At 71.3% G+C, this 18,342-nt stretch carries 18 protein-coding genes; 4 read left to right on the plus strand and 14 right to left on the minus strand.

From position 1 onward, the window contains the following. Window positions 1–23: 23 nt before the first annotated feature. A complete protein-coding gene (locus BG418_RS26290) occupies window positions 24–296 on the minus strand; it encodes a GlsB/YeaQ/YmgE family stress response membrane protein (RefSeq protein WP_188276424.1) in 273 nt (90 codons plus the stop codon). A gap of 85 nt (window positions 297–381) precedes the next feature. On the opposite strand from BG418_RS26290, the gene BG418_RS26295 reads away from it, so the two are divergent. Continuing rightward, window positions 382–1,599, plus strand: a complete 1,218-nt coding sequence (locus tag BG418_RS26295) for an APC family permease (RefSeq protein WP_188276425.1) — start codon at window positions 382–384, stop codon at window positions 1,597–1,599. Between the two features lie 352 nt (window positions 1,600–1,951). Here the strand turns inward: BG418_RS26295 and BG418_RS26300 are convergent, their stop codons facing one another. From BG418_RS26300 to BG418_RS26360, 13 genes are all read right to left on the minus strand, one after another. After that, entirely contained in the window at window positions 1,952–2,341 is a 390-nt protein-coding gene (locus BG418_RS26300) for a YccF domain-containing protein (protein WP_188276426.1), read from the minus strand. Then, window positions 2,338–3,198: a zinc metalloprotease HtpX gene (htpX, locus tag BG418_RS26305; protein ID WP_188276427.1), complete on the minus strand. Its 861-nt coding sequence runs from the start codon at window positions 3,196–3,198 to the stop codon at window positions 2,338–2,340. Before htpX ends, BG418_RS26300 begins: the two co-directional genes overlap by 4 nt. 148 nt (window positions 3,199–3,346) lie before the next feature. Continuing rightward, window positions 3,347–3,802 (minus strand): MscL family protein, encoded by a 456-nt coding sequence (locus BG418_RS26310; RefSeq protein WP_188276428.1) that lies wholly within the window; start codon window positions 3,800–3,802, stop codon window positions 3,347–3,349. A 219-nt stretch (window positions 3,803–4,021) separates the two neighbouring features. Continuing rightward, window positions 4,022–5,602 (minus strand): NADH-quinone oxidoreductase subunit N, encoded by a 1,581-nt coding sequence (locus BG418_RS26315; RefSeq protein ID WP_317453759.1) that lies wholly within the window; start codon window positions 5,600–5,602, stop codon window positions 4,022–4,024. Continuing rightward, the gene (locus tag BG418_RS26320) at window positions 5,599–7,155 is read right to left on the minus strand and encodes an NADH-quinone oxidoreductase subunit M (protein ID WP_188276595.1); all 1,557 of its coding nucleotides are present in this window, start codon (window positions 7,153–7,155) and stop codon (window positions 5,599–5,601) included. The genes BG418_RS26315 and BG418_RS26320 overlap by 4 nt, the downstream gene beginning before the upstream one ends. Before the next feature lie 27 nt (window positions 7,156–7,182). After that, window positions 7,183–9,183: an NADH-quinone oxidoreductase subunit L gene (locus tag BG418_RS26325; protein WP_188276429.1), complete on the minus strand. Its 2,001-nt coding sequence runs from the start codon at window positions 9,181–9,183 to the stop codon at window positions 7,183–7,185. Further along, entirely contained in the window at window positions 9,180–9,539 is a 360-nt protein-coding gene (gene nuoK / locus BG418_RS26330; protein WP_188276430.1) for an NADH-quinone oxidoreductase subunit NuoK, read from the minus strand. The genes BG418_RS26325 and nuoK overlap by 4 nt, the downstream gene beginning before the upstream one ends. Further along, window positions 9,539–10,120: an NADH-quinone oxidoreductase subunit J gene (locus BG418_RS26335; RefSeq protein ID WP_188276431.1), complete on the minus strand. Its 582-nt coding sequence runs from the start codon at window positions 10,118–10,120 to the stop codon at window positions 9,539–9,541. Before BG418_RS26335 ends, nuoK begins: the two co-directional genes overlap by 1 nt. Then, window positions 10,117–10,701 (minus strand): 4Fe-4S binding protein, encoded by a 585-nt coding sequence (locus BG418_RS26340; RefSeq protein WP_188276597.1) that lies wholly within the window; start codon window positions 10,699–10,701, stop codon window positions 10,117–10,119. Before BG418_RS26340 ends, BG418_RS26335 begins: the two co-directional genes overlap by 4 nt. A 116-nt stretch (window positions 10,702–10,817) precedes the next feature. Further along, a complete protein-coding gene (locus tag BG418_RS26345; RefSeq protein WP_188276432.1) occupies window positions 10,818–11,786 on the minus strand; it encodes a complex I subunit 1 family protein in 969 nt (322 codons plus the stop codon). Continuing rightward, window positions 11,783–12,985, minus strand: coding sequence for an NADH-quinone oxidoreductase subunit C (locus BG418_RS26350; RefSeq protein WP_188276433.1), 1,203 nt, complete (start codon window positions 12,983–12,985; stop codon window positions 11,783–11,785). The genes BG418_RS26345 and BG418_RS26350 overlap by 4 nt, the downstream gene beginning before the upstream one ends. Continuing rightward, window positions 12,982–13,695, minus strand: coding sequence for an NADH-quinone oxidoreductase subunit B (locus BG418_RS26355; protein ID WP_188276434.1), 714 nt, complete (start codon window positions 13,693–13,695; stop codon window positions 12,982–12,984). The genes BG418_RS26350 and BG418_RS26355 overlap by 4 nt, the downstream gene beginning before the upstream one ends. Next, window positions 13,686–14,084, minus strand: coding sequence for an NADH-quinone oxidoreductase subunit A (locus BG418_RS26360; RefSeq protein WP_188276435.1), 399 nt, complete (start codon window positions 14,082–14,084; stop codon window positions 13,686–13,688). Before BG418_RS26360 ends, BG418_RS26355 begins: the two co-directional genes overlap by 10 nt. A 314-nt stretch (window positions 14,085–14,398) precedes the next feature. Here BG418_RS26360 and BG418_RS26365 point away from each other — a divergent pair, with 314 nt between their 5' ends. The 3 genes from BG418_RS26365 to BG418_RS26375 all read left to right on the plus strand — a co-directional run bounded on the left by BG418_RS26365 (window position 14,399) and on the right by BG418_RS26375 (window position 18,079). Then, window positions 14,399–15,652, plus strand: a complete 1,254-nt coding sequence (locus BG418_RS26365; RefSeq protein ID WP_188276436.1) for a sensor histidine kinase — start codon at window positions 14,399–14,401, stop codon at window positions 15,650–15,652. Window positions 15,653–15,869: 217 nt separating this feature from the next. Next, the gene (locus BG418_RS26370) at window positions 15,870–17,180 is read left to right on the plus strand and encodes a sensor histidine kinase (RefSeq protein WP_399000429.1); all 1,311 of its coding nucleotides are present in this window, start codon (window positions 15,870–15,872) and stop codon (window positions 17,178–17,180) included. Window positions 17,181–17,419: 239 nt separating this feature from the next. Next, window positions 17,420–18,079: a response regulator transcription factor gene (locus BG418_RS26375; RefSeq protein ID WP_317453767.1), complete on the plus strand. Its 660-nt coding sequence runs from the start codon at window positions 17,420–17,422 to the stop codon at window positions 18,077–18,079. The last annotated feature ends 263 nt before the right edge of the window (window positions 18,080–18,342 follow it).

Here is an 18,342-nt window from a genome sequence, read left to right on the forward strand (position 1 = left end):
GCGCGTCGAGCGAGTCGGCAGCCTCAGCGGCGCTCGCGCGAGTTGCCGAAAAGTATCCGGTAGACGATCAGCAGCACGAGCGAGCCGCCGATGGCCGACGCCCAAGTGGCGCCGTCGTAGAAGTGGTTGGCGATGGGTCGGTCCAGCCAGCGCGACGAGATCCAGCCGCCGACGAACGCGCCCGCTATGCCTATGACGGTCGTACCGATCAGGCCGCCCGGATCGCGCCCGGGGAGCAGAATCTTGGCGATTGCTCCGGCGAGCAGGCCGAGGATGATCCAGCTCACGATGCCCATGTCCTGAACCTGCCTTTCATTGGTGTCGTTCCGGAAGACGTTCCGCGTCCCTTGCACGGTTGCGCAGGTAACTAAGGTGCGGCCCATGACACAGGAGCTGCGCCGCACACTCGGCGTGTTCGACGCCGTGGTCATCGGCCTCGGGTCGATGGTCGGGGCGGGTATTTTCGCCGCGCTCGCCCCGGCGGCCGGTGCGGCCGGGACCGGGCTGCTGCCCGCCCTGGCGCTGGCCGCGGCCGTGGCGTACTGCAACGCCATGTCCTCGGCGCGGCTCGCCGCCCGCTATCCCGCGTCCGGTGGCACCTATGTGTACGGGCGGGAGCGGCTGGGGCCGTTCTGGGGCTGGCTGGCGGGCTGGGGCTTCGTCGTCGGCAAGACCTCCTCGTGTGCGGCGATGGCTCTGACCGTGGGCGCCTACGTCTGGCCGGGGCAGGCGCGGCCGGTGGCGGTGGCGGCCGTCGTGGTGCTGACCGCCGTGAATTACGGGGGTGTTCAGAAGTCGGCGTGGCTGACGCGGGCGATCGTGGCGGTGGTGCTCGCGGTCCTCGCCTCGGTGGTCGCGGTCTGTCTGGGCTCGTCCGGCGCCGGGCACCTGGGCGTCGGGCTGTCCGGAGGCGGCGCGGGGCTGCTCCAGGCGGCGGGGCTGCTGTTCTTCGCGTTCGCCGGGTACGCCCGGATCGCGACGCTCGGTGAGGAGGTGCGCGATCCGGCCCGGACGATCCCGCGCGCCGTTCCTCTGGCGCTGGGCATCGCGCTGGCCGTCTATGTCTGTGTCGCGGTGGCTGTCCTTTCCGTTCTGGGCGCGGAGGGGCTGGGTCGGGCGACGGCGCCGCTCGCCGACGCGGTACGGGCGGCGGGCGTGCCGGCGCTGGTGCCGGTGGTGCGGGCGGGGGCGGCGGTCGCGGCGCTCGGGTCCCTGCTCGCGCTCGTTCTGGGTGTATCGCGCACGGTGCTCGCGATGGCCCGTGACGGCCATCTGCCGGGCACGCTGGCCGCCGTGCACCCCCGGTTCCGGGTGCCGCACCGGGCGGAGGTCGCGGTGGGCCTGGTCGTGGCGGTACTGGCGGCGACAACCGATCTGCGCGGGGCGATCGGCTTCTCGTCGTTCGGTGTGCTGGTCTATTACGCGATCGCCAACGCGTCGGCCTGGACGCTCGGTTCGGGCCGCGCCGGGCGCCTGCTGCCGACCTGCGGGCTGGCCGGATGCCTGCTCCTGGCCTTCGCGCTACCGCCGTCGTCGGTGGTGGCGGGCAGCGCGGTGCTGGCCGTGGGAGCGGTCGCGTACGCCATGCCGCGGCGCTGAGGCGCGGGCCCACCGGTCGGGACGGTCGACGGTCGGTGCGGCCCCTGCGAACCATCCATCACACGGCAGGGCGGTCGACGCGGGCCCACCCGTCGGGTGGTCGGCCCGGTCATCTGCGAACCGCCCGTCACACGGCGGGGCGCGGCCTCATATTCGGCGTGCTCGGCGTATCCGGGCGTGGCACCCCGCAGGGAACGGCCGGGACATCTTCTCGTTCTCGGTCATGGCTCCATGGTGGGCCACGTCACCGACATCCCGCTCGGAGCCGCCCCAGCCTGTGGATAACTCCCGCCTGCCGACCCGTTGGTGACCGGGCGCCGACCGGGCCGCGACCTCTCGGCCCTCGGTTCGGCTACTGGTAGAACGGCTGGTCGGTCGGCACGATCTGCTTGCCCAGCGGGAGCAGCGAGACCGGGATCAGCTTGAAGTTCGCGATGCCCAGCGGGATTCCGATGATCGTGAGGCAGAGCATGAAGCCCGTGACGATGTGGCCGATGGCCAGCCACCAGCCCGCCAGGATCAGCCAGAGCACATTGCCGATGCAGGACGCGGCACCCGCGTCGGGCCGCTCCACGACCGTGTAGCCGAACGGCCAGAGCGCGTACAGCCCGATGCGGAAGGCGGCCAGGCCGAACGGGATGCCGATGATGGTGACGCACAGCAGGACACCCGCGAGCACATAGGCCAGGAACATCCAGAAGCCGCACAGCACCAGCCAGATGACGTTCAGGATTGTTTTCACGGGCGGCCTGCCATCTGTTCGAGTCGGGCGATGCGCTCCGCCATCGGCGGGTGTGTCGAGAACATCTTGGAGACACCCTGGCCCGGGCGGAAGGGGTTGGCGATCATCATGTGGCTCGCCGTCTCGATCCTGGGCTCGGGCGGCAGCGGGAGCTGCTTGGTGCCCGCGTCGAGCTTGCGCAGAGCGCTCGCCAGGGCCAGCGGGTCGCCGGTGAGCTGGGCGCCGGACGCGTCCGCCTCGTACTCGCGCGAACGGCTGATCGCCAGCTGGATGACGGACGCCGCGAGCGGCCCCAGGATCATGATCAGGAGCATGCCGACGATACCCGGGCCCTCGTCGTCGTTGGAGCGGCCCACCGGGATCAGCCAGGCGAAGTTCACCAGGAACATGATCACGGAGGCGAGCGCTCCGGCGACCGACGAGATCAGGATGTCGCGGTTGTAGACATGGCTCAGCTCATGGCCGATCACCCCGCGCAGCTCGCGCTCGTCGAGGATCTGCAGGATCCCCTCGGTGCAGCACACGGCCGCGTTGCGCGGGTTGCGGCCGGTCGCGAAGGCGTTCGGCGCCTGGGTCGGCGAGATGTACAGGCGCGGCATGGGCTGGCGCGCGGCGGTCGAGAGCTCGCGGACCATCCGGTAGAGCGCCGGGGCCTCGAATTCACTGACCGGGCGGGCGCGCATGGCCCGCAGCGCCAGTTTGTCGCTGTTCCAGTACGCGTAGGCGTTGGTGCCCAGCGCCACGAGCAGCGCGACGATCAGCCCCGTACGCCCGAAGAAGCTGCCGATGACGATGATGAGCGCGGACAGTCCTCCGAGAAGAACGGCAGTCCTCAACCCGTTGTGCCGGCGGTGCACGGTACGCCCTCCAAGTGGTGCGGCAGGGGAACCCTTTGCCTGATGGTCCTTCCACTTTCCAGTGGACGCTCCCGTACTGGTCAACGCCAGACGGGCGGCGCTGGTTCCCTTGTGCGCGCTGGAGGGCGGCTCGGCCGTACGGGTGGCGTCAGCGCTGCGCGGGCAGTCCGGCCAGTTCAAGGGCCTTCGGGTCGGGCTCCAGCTCGCTGGTGCAGTGCGCGCAGCGGGTGGCGATACCGGGCACCTGGGTGTAGCAGCGGGGGCAGTCGCGCAGGGCGGCCTTGATGTCGACCGGCTTGTCGCGGTCGAGCCGCGCCTGGACCTTCATCATCGGGACGACGACGAGGAAGTAGAGCACCGCGGCGGTGATCAGGAAGGCGATGGCGGCGGCGATGAATTTCCCGTAGGGAAATACCACGCCCTCGGCCTTGAAGGTCGCCGTGCTGAAGTCGCCGCTGGAGCGGGTGGCGAGGCCGATGAGCGGGGTGATGAAGGCGGTACTGAAGCCGGTGACCACGGCGGTGAACGCCGATCCGACGGCCAGACCGACGGCCATCGTCACGATGTTCCCGCGAAGGATGAAGTCCTTGAACCCGCTCAGCACTGCTGTCGCTCCTTGGTGATGTCCGGCTGCCCGTACGGACACCGTCGGCGTCCGGGCACGCGTGCGTACACGTACGCGCGTACGACAGTGCCTTGTTCGGGTGCCCGAGTTCAAACCCGGTGCGTACGGAGGGGCCGATCGGCGTAGTCGGCCCCTCGTAAGAGGCCGACCGAGTGCGTCGAAAAGGGTGCTCAGAAGCAGGTGTTCGGAAGCGGGTGCTCAGAAGAGGCTGATCGACGCGAAGTGCAGGGCCACCTGGGGCATGCCCGACAGGGCGACGCCCGCGACGGCCGTCAGCACGATGGCGACGGTGAGCGGGGCCGGGACGCCGGGACGCGCCGGGCGCGGTGCGAGTGTCACAGCCGCCTCCTCGGTCCCCTCGGTCCCCTCGGCCTCGACGACCGCCTCCGGTTCGCGGAACAGCACCGCCGTCCACCGCAGGTAGTAGTACAGGGCGATCACGACGTTGAACGCCATGACGACCGCCAGCCAGCCCAGGCCCGCGTCCACCGCCGCCGAGAAGACGGTCACCTTGGCGAACAGGCCGATGATGCCCGGCGGCAGACCGGCCAGGCAGAGCAGGAAGAAGCCCAGCGCGAGCGCGGCGAACGGCCGCTCGGCGTACAGGCCCCGGTAGTCGGAGAGACGGTTCAGCGGCCGCGTACGGGCGACCAGCGCGGCCACCGCGAACGCGCCGAGGTTCACCACGGCGTACATCAGGGCGTACGCGACGGTGGCGCCGACCTGGGCGTCGCTGGAGTACGCGGCCGCCGCGATCGGCACGAGGAGGTAGCCGGCCTGGCCCACCGAGGACCAGGCGAGCAGCCGGATCGCGCTGTACGCGCGCGTGGCCGACTGCCGCAGCGCCGCCACATTGCCGATGGTCATCGTCAGGGCGGCCACGACCGCGAGGGCCGGACCCCACACGTCCGCGTACGCGGGGAAGGCGATGACGGTCACCAGGATGAGGCCGGAGAAGCCGACCGCCTTGCCGACCACCGACAAGTAGGCGGCGACAGGCAACGGCGCGCCTACGTAGGTGTCGGGCACCCAGAAGTGGAAGGGCACGGCGGCCGTCTTGAAGGCGAAGCCCACCAGGGTGAGCGCGACGCCCGTCTGGGCGAGCGTGTCCAGCTGGAAGGGCACGTCGGCGAGGCGGTTGGCGATCTCGTTGAGGTGCAGGGTGCCGGTCGCCGCGTACACGAAGCTGACGCCGAGGAGCATCACGGCGGTCGCGGTGACCGAGGAGAGGAAGAACTTCAGAGCCGCCTCGGAGGACAGCCGGTCGCCCCTCTTGAGGCCGACGAGCGCGAAGGCCGGCAGCGAGGCGACCTCCAGGGCGACCACCAGGGTCGCCAGGTCGCGCGAGGCGGGCAGCAGGGCGGCGCCGGCCGCCGAGGAGAGCAGCAGGAACCAGAACTCGCCCGCGGGCAGCTTCTCCTTGGTCTCCGTCATCGACAGCAGCGCGGTCAGCAGGGCGCCGCCGAGCACGATGAACTGGAGCACCAGCGTGAAGCGGTCGACGGTGTAGCTGCACGCCTCCGGGTTGGTGGTGAGGCAGAAGGTCGAGCGCGTCGACTTGTGCAGCGGGATCAGGAAGAGCAGCGCGGCGACGAGCCCCGCGACCGCGCCCCAGCCGAGCAGCGGCTTGCGGCTCTTGGGCACGAACAGGTCGGCGACCAGCACGATCAGCGCGACGGCCGCGGTGATCACCGGCGGGGCGATCGCGACCCAGTCGACGGACTGGACGACGCCCGCGGCGCCGGTGACGGATGCGGCGCTTACGGCGGCCACGGTCACGACTTGCCTCCTGCGAGGAGCTTGTGGACGGCCGGATCGGTGAGGCCGAGGAGGACCGCGGGCCAGAGGCCGGCGAGGACGGTGAGGGCGACGAGCGGGCTCCAGGAGGCGACTTCGTACCCCTGGACGTCGACGAGCCGCGGCTCCTGCGGCTGGGTGCCCGGCGTGCCCATGCAGACACGGCGCACGACGACGAGCAGATACGCGGCGGTGAGCAGCGTGCCGACGGCCGCGATCGACATGAACGTGACGAACGCGGGGCGGCTCAGACCGTCGGCGGGGTTGAACGCGCCGAACATCGACAGCATCTCGCCCCAGAACCCGGCCAGTCCGGGCAGTCCGAGCGAGGCGACGGCCGCGAAGGCGACCAGGCCGCCCAGGCGCGGGGCCCGGCCGTAGAGCGCGGCGCCGGTCGCGCCGGAGAGGGTGTCCAGGTCGGCGGTGCCGTAGCGGTCCTTGAGGGCGCCGACCAGGAAGAACAGCAGGCCGGTGATCAGGCCGTGGGCGATGTTCGCGAAGAGCGCGCCGTTGACGCCGGTGGGGGTCATGCTCGCGATGCCGAGGAGCACGAAGCCCATGTGGCCGACGGAGGAGTACGCGATGAGGCGCTTCAGGTCGCCCTTGTTGCCCCGCTTGGCCAGCGCCAGGCAGGCCAGCGAACCGTAGATGATCCCGGCGACCGCGAAGGCCGCCAGATACGGGGCGAACCGGTGCATTCCCTCAGGCGCGATGGGCAGCACGATGCGGACGAACCCGTACGTACCCATCTTCAGCAGCACGCCGGCCAGCAGCACCGAGCCGACGGTCGGCGCGGCGGTGTGGGCGTCCGGGAGCCAGCTGTGCAGCGGCCACATCGGGGTCTTCACGGCGAGCCCGATCCCGATCGCCAAAACGGCGATGACCTGCACGGATGTGGTCATCCCCCGGCCGTTGTCAGTGGCGAGTGCCACCATGTCGAAGGTGCCGGTCTTCAGCCCGATCAGCAGCAGGCCGAGCAGCATGACGACGGAACCGAGCAGGGTGTAGAGGATGAACTTCCAGGCGGCGGCCTGCCGTTGCTCACCGCCCCAGCGGGCGATGAGGAAGTACATCGGGATGAGCACCATCTCGAACGCGAGGAAGAAGAGCAGCAGGTCGAGGACGGCGAAGGTGGCGAGGGTGCCGGACTCCAGGACGAGCAGGAGAGCGACGAACGCCTTCGGGGACGGGCCCGCGGGCATCTTGAAGTAGCTGTACAGCGCGCAGAGGAAGGTCAGCAGCGCGGTCAGGACGAGAAGGGGGAGCGAGATGCCGTCGATGCCGAGGTGGATGCGCACGTTCAGCGTGGGGATCCACTTGATGTCCGTCGTGGCCTGCATCGTCGACGGGTGGTCGCGGTCGAAGCCGAGCGCGAGGACGATCGCCGCGAGCAGGATCGCGCCGGTGACGGTCACGCCGTGGCGGAGCACGGCCTGGTCGGGGGACTTCCCCTTCAGCCCGGGCGGGGCGGGCAGGAGCGCCGCGACCGCGCCGAGGAGCGGGCCGACCACGAGGAACGCGAGAAGGAACTGCATCACGGACGCGCTGATATCAATCACGGCTCACGATCCGGCGTTGACGTTGGCAAGGACGACGGCGACGAGCGCCAGGACGGCGGAGCCGGCGAGCAGCGCGCTGAGATAGGTCTGCACATTGCCGGTCTGGGCCTTGCGGACGGCCGCGCCCAGCCAGCGGGGAAGGGCGCCCGCGCCCTGTACGTAGGTGTCGACGACCTCGCGGTCCAGGAAGCGGACCAGCGCGGCGGCGGCGAGCACGGGGCGGACGAAGAGCGTCCGGTAGACCGCGTCGAGGTGGAAGCCGGTGGCCGCGTGGCGGTGCAGCGGGCCGAGCAGCAGCCGTCCCGGGTCGGCGGGGTCGGGAGCCGAGGCAATGTCGCCGTACGCCGGGGTGTGGCTGGCGATGGCCGCTTCCTCGACGAGCCCTCCGTCCGCCTCCGGGTGGGCGGCGACCGCACCGAGCGGGGTGCGGGCGGCCAGGGTGCTGGTGTGCCGCCAGGTGGCGTAGGTGACGAGCCCGCCGACCAGGGCGACGCCGGTCGACAGGACCGACGTGGTCAGGGCCGGGGTGAGCGCGTGGCCGTCGAACCAGTCGTCGATGTAGCCGGTGGTGAGACCGAAGGCGAGCGACGGGATGGCCAGGACCCAGAGCACGGCGTTCATGGCGAGGGGCTGGCGGCCGTGGTCCGGGGCGGGTGAGCCCTTGCCCCGGAAGGCCATCAGCCACAGGCGCGTGGCGTACGCGGCGGTGAGCAGGGCGGTCAGCAGACCGGCGAGCAGCACGATCCAGCCGGTGGCCTCCGGGGCGACCGTGCTGTCCCCGAGGGCGGTGTGCTCGGCGGCCGACAGGACGGCTTCCTTGGAGAAGAAGCCGGCGAAGGGAGGGATCGCGGCGAGCGCGAGCAGGGCGACGGTCATCGTCCAGTACGCGTCGGGGATGCGCTTGGCGAGGCCGTCCATACGGGACATGGCGGCCAGGGAGTTGGTGCCGGCGGCGTGGATGATCACGCCGGCCGCGAGGAACAGCAGCGCCTTGAAGGCGCCGTGCGAGAGGAGGTGGAAGACGGCGGCACCGCGGTCGCCGACGGCCAGGGCGCCCGACATATAGCCGAGCTGACCGATGGTCGAGTAGGCGAGGACGCGCTTGATGTCGTCCTGCGCGAGGGCGGCGAGCGCGGAGCCGACCATCGTGACGGCGGCCATCACGGCGAGCACGGTCAGCGCGGCGGCGGAGGCCGCGAAGACGGGGAGGAGGCGGGCCACGAAGTAGATACCGGCGGCGACCATCGTCGCGGCGTGGATCAGCGCGGAGACGGGGGTCGGGCCCGCCATCGCGTCGGGCAGCCAGGTGTGCAGCGGGAACTGCGCGGACTTGCCCGCCACACCGGCCAGGAGCAGCAGGGCGATCAGCGTGGGGTGGTCGATCCCGCCGGTGAGGGCGGCCTGGACGACCCCGGTGATGCGGAACGTTCCGGCGTCCGTGGCCAGCGCGAACAGACCGATCAGGAAGGGGACGTCACCGAGCTTGGTGACCAGGAAGGCCTTCAGCGAGGCGGCACGGGCCTCGGGGGTCTCCCAGTAGTGGCCGACCAGGAAGTACGAGCAGATGCCCATGATCTCCCAGCCGACCAGGAGCACCATCAGGTCGCCGGAGTAGACGACGAGCAGCATCGCGGAGGTGAACAGGGAGACGAGAGCGGCGTACGAGGGGTAGCGCGGGTCGTCGCGCAGATACCCGGTGGAGTACAGCTGCACGCAGGTCGCCACCAGGCCGACCAGGACCGCGACGAGGACGGCGAAGCCGTCGAGGTGCAGGTCCAGGTCGATCGGGACGGACCCGGTCGGGGTGAGCCGCCGGGAGGCGTCGATCGACTTGCCGCCGCCCTGGTCCACGGCGACGACGACGGCCAGGACGAACGCGGCCAGCGTCGGCAGTACGGCCAGCGGGCGTACGTAACCGGGAGCGGTGCGGCCGAGCAGGAGTCCGGCCGCGGCGCCCAGGAACGGAAGGAGGGGGACGAGGACGGCGAGGGTCGTGGTGGTCACGCGGCGGCCTCAGCCTTCTGTGCCGGGGCGGCGGGGTCGTCGGGGCCGGAGCCCTCGGCCGTGTCACGGAGCTTGTCGATGTCCGCGGTGCCGCGGTTGCGGTACACGGCCAGCACGATCGCCAGGCCGATGCCGATCTCGGCGGCGGCGATGGCGATCGTGAACAGGGTGAGCGCCTGGCCGGCGTGCAGGGTGTCGCGCAGCCATACGTCGAAGGCGACGAGGTTGAGGTTGACGGCGTTGAGCATCAGCTCGACGGACATCAGGACCAGGATCGCGTTGCGGCGCGCGAGCACCCCGTACACACCGGTGCAGAAGAGGAGGACGGCGAGAGCGGCCGGATAGATCAGGTGCATCAGCGCTGCTCCTCGTCTCTGGGGGCGTCGTCGTCGCTCTTGCGGGACATGACGATGGCGCCGACGAGTGCGGCGAGAAGGAGGACCGAGAGCGCTTCGAACGGCAGCACCCAGTGCCGGAACAGGATCGAGCCGGTGACCTTGGTCGAGCCCTGGCCGGGGCCGTCGACGTTGATCCAGGTCGTCCGGAAGGCGTCCAGGACGACCCAGAGCAGCGAGCCGGCGGCGGCGAGGGCGACGGCGAGGGCGGCCCACCGGTTGCCCGAGTCGGCGTCCGGGGAGCGGCCGATCGGGGCCCTGGTCAGCATCAGCCCGAACAGGAGGAGGACCACGACGGAACCGACATAGATGAGGACCTGCACCCACGCGATGAACTCGGCGGTGAGCAGGAGGTACTCGACGGCGATGCCGCCGAGCGCCACGACCAGCCAGAGGGCGGCGTGCACCAGCTGCTTCGTCGTGACCGTGAGGACGGCCGCGCCGAAGGTCACGGCGCCGACGAGGAGGAAGGCGATCTCGACCCCGGTCGGGGAGAGAAAGCCGTGGTGCACGGCGTGCGGACCCTGCGCGAGGAGCATCATGCCTGGCCCTCCTCGGGCTCAGTGGCCTTGGGCTCGGCGGTCTTGGGCTCGGGGGCGGCGGCCCCGGCAGCTGCCTCGGGGGAAGCGGCGGGTTCGGTGGTCGCGGCTGCCTCGGCCGCTGCGGCGAGCTTCTCCGCCGTCTTGCGGGCCGACGCGACCTCCTTCGGCTCTTCCGCCGCCGGGTCGAGCGCGGGCGGGGCCGGGACCGTCCACATCCAGTCGCGGAGCTTGTCGCGCTCGTGGGTGAGTTCGTGGATGTCCGTCTCCGCGTACTCGAACTCGGGCGACCAGAACAGCGCGTCGAAAGGACACACCTCGATGCAGATACCGCAGTACATGCAGAGCGAGAAGTCGATGGCGAAGCGGTCGAGGACGTTGCGGCTGCGCTCGCGGCCGCCTTCGACCGCCGCCGGGACCGTCTCCTTGTGGGAGTCGATGTAGATGCACCAGTCGGGGCACTCACGGGCGCAGAGCATGCAGACCGTGCAGTTCTCCTCGAACAGGCCGATCACGCCCCGGCTGCGGGGCGGGAGTTCGGGCTGGACGTCCGGGTACTGCGCGGTGACCGTCTTCTTGGTCATCGTGCGGAGCGTCACGGCCAGGCCCTTGGCGAGGCCGGAGCCGGGGAACCGGGAGCGGGCGGGCGGGAGGTCCGCCGGGTTCGCGGTGTTCGCCGCGTTCGCAGGGTTTGCAGCCATCAGCTGATCGCCACCTTCACGATGCCGGTGAGCGCGATCTGCGCGAGAGCGAGGGGGATGAGCGTGGTCCAGGCGAGTTTCTGCAACTGGTCCTCGCGGAGCCGGGGGTAACTGACACGCAGCCAGATGACGATGAAGGCGAGGACCGCGGTCTTGAGGAGCGTCCACACCCAGCCGAGCCCGTCGGCGCCGAAGGGGCCGTGCCAGCCGCCCAGGAACAGGACGGTGGTGAGGCCGCACAGGACGACGATCCCGGCGTACTCGGCGAGCAGGAAGAGGGCGAAGCGCAGGCCCGTGTACTCGGTGTACGCGCCGAAGATGATCTCGGAGTCGGCGACCGGCATGTCGAAGGGCGGGCGCTGGAGTTCGGCGAGGCCGGCCACGAAGAAGACCAGGGCGCCGACGATCTGCCAGGGCAGCCACCACCACTCGAAGGCGTTGAGGATGCCGGGCAGCGAGACCGTACCGGCCGCCATCGCCACGGAGGCGGCGGCGAGCAGCATCGGCAGCTCGTACGCGAGGAGCTGGGCGGCGGTGCGCAGTCCGCCGAGGAGGGAGAACTTGTTGGCCGAGGCCCAGCCCGCCATCAGCGAGCCGAGCACGCCGACGCCCATGACGGCGAGTACGAAGAAGATGCCCGCGTCGACCACCTGGCCGACCGCGCCCTCGCTCGGGCCGACGGGGATCGCGACCAGGACGAGGAGGTACGGGAGCAGGGCGACGGCGGGGGCGAGCTGGAAGACGCGGCGGTCGGCGTCGGCCGGGACCACGTCCTCCTTCTGCGCGAACTTCACGCCGTCCGCGACGAGCTGGGCCCAGCCGTGGAAGCCACCGGCGTACATCGGGCCGAGGCGGCCCTGCATATGGGCCATGACCTTGTGCTCGGTCTGTCCGATGACGAGGGGCAGGACGAGGAACACGCCGAAGACGACGAGGAGCCGGAGGGCGACGTCGAGTGCGTCGTTCACGCGGTTTCGCCTCCGGCGGGGGTGTCGTGGTCGTCGGGGTCGGCCTTGGGCTTGGCGTCGGGCTCGGGCTTGGCCTCGGGCTTGGCATCGGCCGAAGTGGTCGGCTCTGCGGGGCCGTCGGGTCGAGCCGGTTTGACCTCGGGCCCGGTGCCGGTCTCGGTGTCCGTCGGGCTCGGGGTGGCCGGAGGCTCCGCGGGCTCGTCGAACGCCGGGCGGGGGTTGTTCCAGGGCGCGTCCGTACTGCGGGTGCGCGGCGGAGGGGTGGCTTCCGGGCTCGCGGGCGGCTGCGCCTGGGAGGCCGAGCCGTCGGCGGCACTGCGGCTGCGGCGCGGGGTACGCGGTGGTGCCCCGGCTTCCGGGGCGGCCGGCGCACCGGCTTCCGTGGTCTGCGAGGCCGAGCCCTCCGACGCGCTGCGTGTGCGGCGCGGCGACGGGGCAGGTGCGTCCGCCACCGGCGGAGTCGCCGCCTCCGGGGCCGCCTCGGACACCGGGGCCGCCTGCGACGCCGAGCCCTCCGCGACCGTGCGGGTGCGGCGGACCGGGCGGTCGCCCGCGGCGCGCGGGGTGCGGGCCGGGCGGTCGCCCGCTGCTCGGGGCGTGCGGGTGGGGGCCGGGGGGAGCTGGCCCTTCAGCGGGCCCCACTCGTTCGGGTCCGGGACGCCCGGCGGGAGCATCTGGCGGCGCTTGGGGCCGCCGTGGTCCGACTCCCCCGGCTCCTTCGCGCCCGGCCACGCCTTCGCGACCCGCGCCGCGAGGACGAAGTCCTTGCGCAGCGGGTGGCCTTCGAAGCCCTCGGGGAGGAGAAGGGGGATCAGGTTGGGGTGGCCCTCGAAGTCCACGCCGAACATCTCGTGGGTCTCGCGCTCGTGCCAGGCCGCGCCCGCGTAGACGTCGACGGCGGAGGCGAGGACGGGTGCGGTGTGCGGCACGGTCGTACGGACGAGGAGGCGGCGCACCCGGCGGCCCTCAAGCGCGACGACGTGGGCGCAGACGCGGAAGCCGGTGCCGGGCTCGTCGACCGCGCTCAGCCAGTCGAAGTACGTGCAGCCCAGCTTGTCGCGTGCGATCTCCAGCGCGGCGATCCAGGAGCCGACCGGGACGTCGACCGTGAGCAGGCCGTACGCCTCCTCGGCGGTGGCCTCCTCGCCGAAGATCTCCGTGACGGCGTCCGGCAGACGGTCGTACGCGGTCGTGGTCACTGCGCGTCCCCCGGCGTCGGCGTGTCGCCCGAACCGTCGGAGCCGTCCGAAGCCCCACCGGCCTCGGCGCCGGAGGCAGCGCCCGGTGCCGTCGGAGCCTTGACCAGGCCGCTCGTCAGCTGCGCCGTCGTCGCCGTCGTGCTGTAACGCTCGCCGAGCGACTCGTGGGCGATCTTCTCCTGGAGCTTGAGGATGCCCTGGAGGAGCGCCTCGGGGCGGGGCGGGCAGCCGGGGACGTACACGTCGACCGGGATGATCTGGTCGACGCCCTTGGTCACCGAGTACGAGTCCCAGTACGGGCCGCCGCAGTTGGAGCAGGCGCCGAAGGAGATGACGTACTTCGGCTCGGGCATCTGCTCGTACAGGCGCTTCACGGCCGGTGCCATCTTGTCCGTCACCGTGCCGGAGACGATCATGAGGTCGGCCTGGCGCGGGCCGGGCGCGAAGGGGATCACGCCGAGCCGGATGAAGTCGTGGCGGGCCATCGAGGCCGCGATGAACTCGATGGCGCAGCACGCGAGTCCGAAGTTGAACACCCAGAGGCTGTAGCGGCGGCCCCAGTTGAGGACCACCTTCATCGGCTCGGGGGCCAACCGGGAGAGCACGCCCAGGCGCTGACCCTGTCCGCCCGCAGAAACACCCGCGGAGGAACCGTTTTCGGCCACGGTCGGCGTGGGCAGGAACTGGGGATCCGGAGTCGTCACGTCCATTCGAGGACGCCCTTCTTCCATGCGTAGAGCAGTCCCACGGCCAGGAAGCCGAGGAAGATGAACATCTCGACCAGCGTGGCCGCGCCGTATCCGGGGGCGGCGAAGACCGTCGCCCACGGGAAGAGGAAGATCGAGTCGACGGCGAAGATCACGTACAGGAAGGCGTAGACGTAGTAGCGCACCTGCGTGTGCGCCCAGCCCTCGCCGACGGGGTCCACCCCGCACTCGTACGTGAGCAGTTTCTCCGGTGTCGGGACCACGGGCCGCAGCAACCGCCCGGCTCCGAAGGCCACCGCGACGAAGAGCACGCCGACAATGGCGAGCAGTCCGACGACGGAATAGCTGTGGAAGTAGCCCGCCGACAGCTGGGTCACGGTCGGTTCCGGCACGTCCGCCCCTCGCTCCCTGACCTCGTTGCAGTGTGTTCGACGATCTGTACGCACGGGAGTCTAGGCCCTGCTAAGGGCACGGTAAGCAGGTGTCTCATCCAGGTTGCACACCTGGCGCCCGCACGGCGGCGTCCCGGCGGGTGTCCGGAAGACGACCGGGGCCGTGTCCTGATCATGACGGCGTACGGGCCCGGACCCACGCGCGGGCGCTCGCGATCCGCACACGCCCCGCGCCCGGTGGTGGGGTTTTCCCCAGGAGAACGCGCATACCTACCCCATGGCGCCCGGCCCGGCGGCCCGGCAGGCTTGGCCCCATGACCAGCACCTTCCGCGACGAGCAGCGACCCGGCCGACGGCCCGAGAGGCCGCACGACCAGGCGTACGACCAGGGACACGAGGCGGACGACGGCACCCCGCCCCCCGTGCGGTTCGCGTACGACGCGTACACCTGGAAGGAGATCGCGCATCTCCTCGCCAATCTGCCGATGGCGCTCATCGGCTTCGTCTATGTCGTCGTGCTCGTCTTCACCGGCGCCGGGCTCTCCGTCACCGTGATCGGCCTGCCGCTGCTCGCGGTCGGTCTGGTCGGCGCGCGGCAGTTGGGCAAGCTGGAGCGCGCGCGGGCGCGCGCGCTGCTCGGCGTACGGATCGAGGAGCCCACGCCGATCCCGGCGGGCGGGTTGCGGCCGGGCGGGCGCGGCGGCGGGCTGCGCTGGCTGTGGGCGAGTCTGAAGGACCCGGTCGGCTGGCGGAATGTTCTGTACGAGTTCATCCGGCTGCCGTGGGGCGTGCTGACGTTCGGGGTCACGCTCACCGCGTTCTTCGTGGCCTGGCCGTTCCTCGGGCTCATCGCCCGGGGGCTCACCAATGTCGACCGGATGATGGTGCGCGGGCTGCTCTCGCCCTCGGACGATCTGGAGCGGCGGATCGCCGAACTGGAGTCGGACCGCGGGGTGGTCGTGGACACGGCGGCCGCCGATCTGCGCCGGATCGAACGCGATCTGCACGACGGCGCCCAGGCCCGGCTCGTCGCCCTCGCCATGGGGCTCGGCCTCGCCAAGGAGAAGCTCCTGGAGGACCCGGACACGGCGGCCGCGATGGTCGACGAGGCCCACGGCGAGGTCAAACTCGCCCTCCAGGAACTGCGCGACCTGGCCCGGGGCATCCACCCTGCCGTCCTCACCGACCGCGGCCTGGACGCCGCGCTCTCCTCCGTCGCCTCCCGCTGCACCGTCCCGGTGCGGGTCATGTGCGACGTGAAGGAACGCCCGGCGGCCGCCATCGAGGGCATCGCCTACTTCACCGTCTCCGAGCTGCTCCAGAACGTCAGCAAGCACAGCGGCGCGAAGTCCGCGTCGGTCGAGGTGTGGCGGTCGGGCGACCGGCTGCTCATCCAGGTCGAGGACGACGGGCGCGGGGGCGCGCGGCTCGACGGCGGTACGGGCATGGCGGGCCTCGCCGAACGCCTCGGCGCGGTGGACGGGCTGTTCGTGCTCGACTCGCCGGTGGGCGGCCCGACGATCGTCACGGCCGAGCTGCCCTGGCGCGCGCGGGGGCCGAAGGAGTAAGGCCTCGGGGCCACGCGGTCGGCGGGGGTAGGGAAAACCCCCGGTCGTACACGGTGACCGGCTCCATGGTCCGGATCCGCCGCAGGCAGCAGTCTGGATACGTACGACAGCGCGGTCACCCCGTACAACGCACCACGCACGCCCCACCACGTACGCCCCCCCGTACGCATCCCCCGCGTACAACAGCGTCAGAGACGGAACGGACGGACCGATGATCATGGACACGGACTACGGGCGGCGGCCGACTCGGCGGCACTTCCTTCCGTCGGCGCTGCGCGCGCCGCTGGAGGCCCGGACCTTCCGTGAGTTCGGCTATCTGCTGCTCAGCCTGCCGATCAGCATCGTGATGTTCACCTGGGCGGTCGCCATCGTGTCGCTGGGCGCGGGGCTGCTGATCACGTTCCTCGGGATTCCGGTGCTCGCGGGCGGGCTCGTCGCGTGCCGGGCGTTCGGCTCGATGGAGCGGACCCGGGCGCGGGCGCTGCTCGGCGTGGACGTCGCAGCGCCGCAGCCGATCCGCTCCAAGGGCGGGCCGATGGGGTGGATCGGGGCCGTCCTGAAGAGCGGCGTGTCCTGGCGCCACCTGCTGTACTCGCTGTTCCACTTCCCGTGGGCGGTGTTCGCCTTCGTCGTCTCGCTGTCGCTGTGGGTGTACGGCTGGGCGCTGCTGACGTATCCGCTGTGGCAGTGGGTGTTCCCGACGTACACCGGGCACGACGGCATCCAGCTCTACGGCGACGGGACGCACAACTTCTATCTGGACTCGCCGTTCGAGATCACGCTGACCTCGATCGTGGGGCTCGCCGTGACGCTGGCCGTGCCGTGGCTGATCCGGGGGCTCGCGCATGTGGACCGGGGCCTGGTCGTCGGGCTGCTCGGGCCGTCGCGCCTTGAGGAGCGGGTGGTGGAGCTGGAGTCGGACCGGGGCGTGGTCGTGGACACCTCGGCGGCCGATCTGCGGCGCATCGAGCGGGATCTGCACGACGGGGCCCAGGCCCGGCTCGTCGCCCTCGCCATGGATCTCGGTCTCGCGAAGGAGAAGCTGATCGAGGACCCGCAGGCCGCGGCGAAGATGGTGGACGAGGCGCACGGCGAGGTGAAGGTGGCGCTCCAGGAGCTGCGCGACCTGGCCCGGGGCATCCACCCGGCCGTCCTCACCGACCGGGGCCTGGACGCGGCCCTCTCCTCCGTCGCCTCCCGCTGCACCGTTCCGGTGCAGGTGGAGGTGGATCTGCCGGGTCGGCCGGTGCCGGCGATCGAGGGCATCGCGTACTTCACCGTCTCCGAGCTGCTGCAGAACGTCAGCAAGCACAGCGGGGCGAACCGGGCCATCGTCGATGTGTGGCGGGCGCAGGACCGGCTGATGCTCCAGGTCACGGACAACGGGCGGGGCGGCGCGGCGGTCGACGGCGGCTCGGGCCTCGCGGGCCTGGCCGAGCGGCTGGACGCGGTGGACGGCATCCTCGTCGTCGACTCGCCCCCCGGCGGCCCGACCGCGATCACGGCGGAGCTGCCGTGGCGCGCGTAGGAACGATTTCCCGGCGGCCGTAGCAACGCCTTTCCAAACAACTTTCCAGAGGTCTGCGGGGGCTCCGGCGCGAGCCCCCGCCGGGGTACGCGGGCATCGAGCTCCCGAACCCCGCCGCTCCCCAGGGCTGGATTTCACCCGGCCCGGTCCGGATGCTGGGATGCTGGGGTGTGCACAACCACAGGGAGTGCACAGCCGAGCAACACCGAGCCGGGGGGCTGCAGATCGTGGAGGACAGGGTGCGGGTCGTCATCGCCGAGGATTCAGTGCTGCTTCGGGAGGGCCTGACCCGGCTCCTGACCGACCGGGGCCACGATGTGGTCGCCGGGGTCGGCGATGGAGACGCGCTGGTCAAGACCGTGGGCGAGCTCGCCGACGAGGGCGCGCTGCCGGATGTGGTGGTCGCGGACGTACGGATGCCGCCGACCCACACCGACGAGGGCGTACGGGCCGCGGTGCTGCTGCGGAAGCTGTACCCGGGGGTCGGGGTGCTGGTGCTGTCGCAGTACGTGGAGGAGCGGTACGCCACCGAACTGCTGGCCGGTTCCAGTCGCGGGGTGGGTTATCTGCTCAAGGACCGGGTGGCCGAGGTCAGGGAGTTCGTGGACGCCGTGGTCCGGGTCGCGCAGGGCGGCACCGCGCTGGACCCCGAGGTGGTGGCCCAGCTGCTCGGCCGCAGCCGCAAGCAGCATGTACTGGCCGGGCTCACGCCGCGCGAGCGCGAGGTCCTCGGGCTGATGGCCGAGGGACGCACGAATTCCGCGATCGCGCGGCAGCTGGTGGTCAGCGACGGCGCGGTGGAGAAGCACGTGAGCAACATCTTCCTGAAGCTCGGGCTCTCCCCGAGTGACGGGGATCACCGGCGGGTACTCGCGGTGCTGACCTATCTCAACTCCTGAACACCTGACACCCTGTCAGATACGGCAGGCGGCCGGACACGGCACACAGGGCGGGGCGCGTAGGTCCGGGGACCTAGCACCAAAGGATGAGCTCGACCGAACGAGGGGCGACACGCGGGAAGACGCCGGGGGGCGACTGAACCATGACAAACCAGGACACTGGATCGTCCCAAAAGGGCGTCCAGGATGTGACCGGTCCAAGGAAGGCGACCCTTACCGACGTAGGGTGGGCTGTGGAGCGACCGGTACGCCCGGCGCGCCCG

Source organism: Streptomyces sp. CBMA152 (assembly GCF_014596475.1).
Classification (GTDB): Bacteria; Actinomycetota; Actinomycetes; order Streptomycetales; family Streptomycetaceae; genus Streptomyces.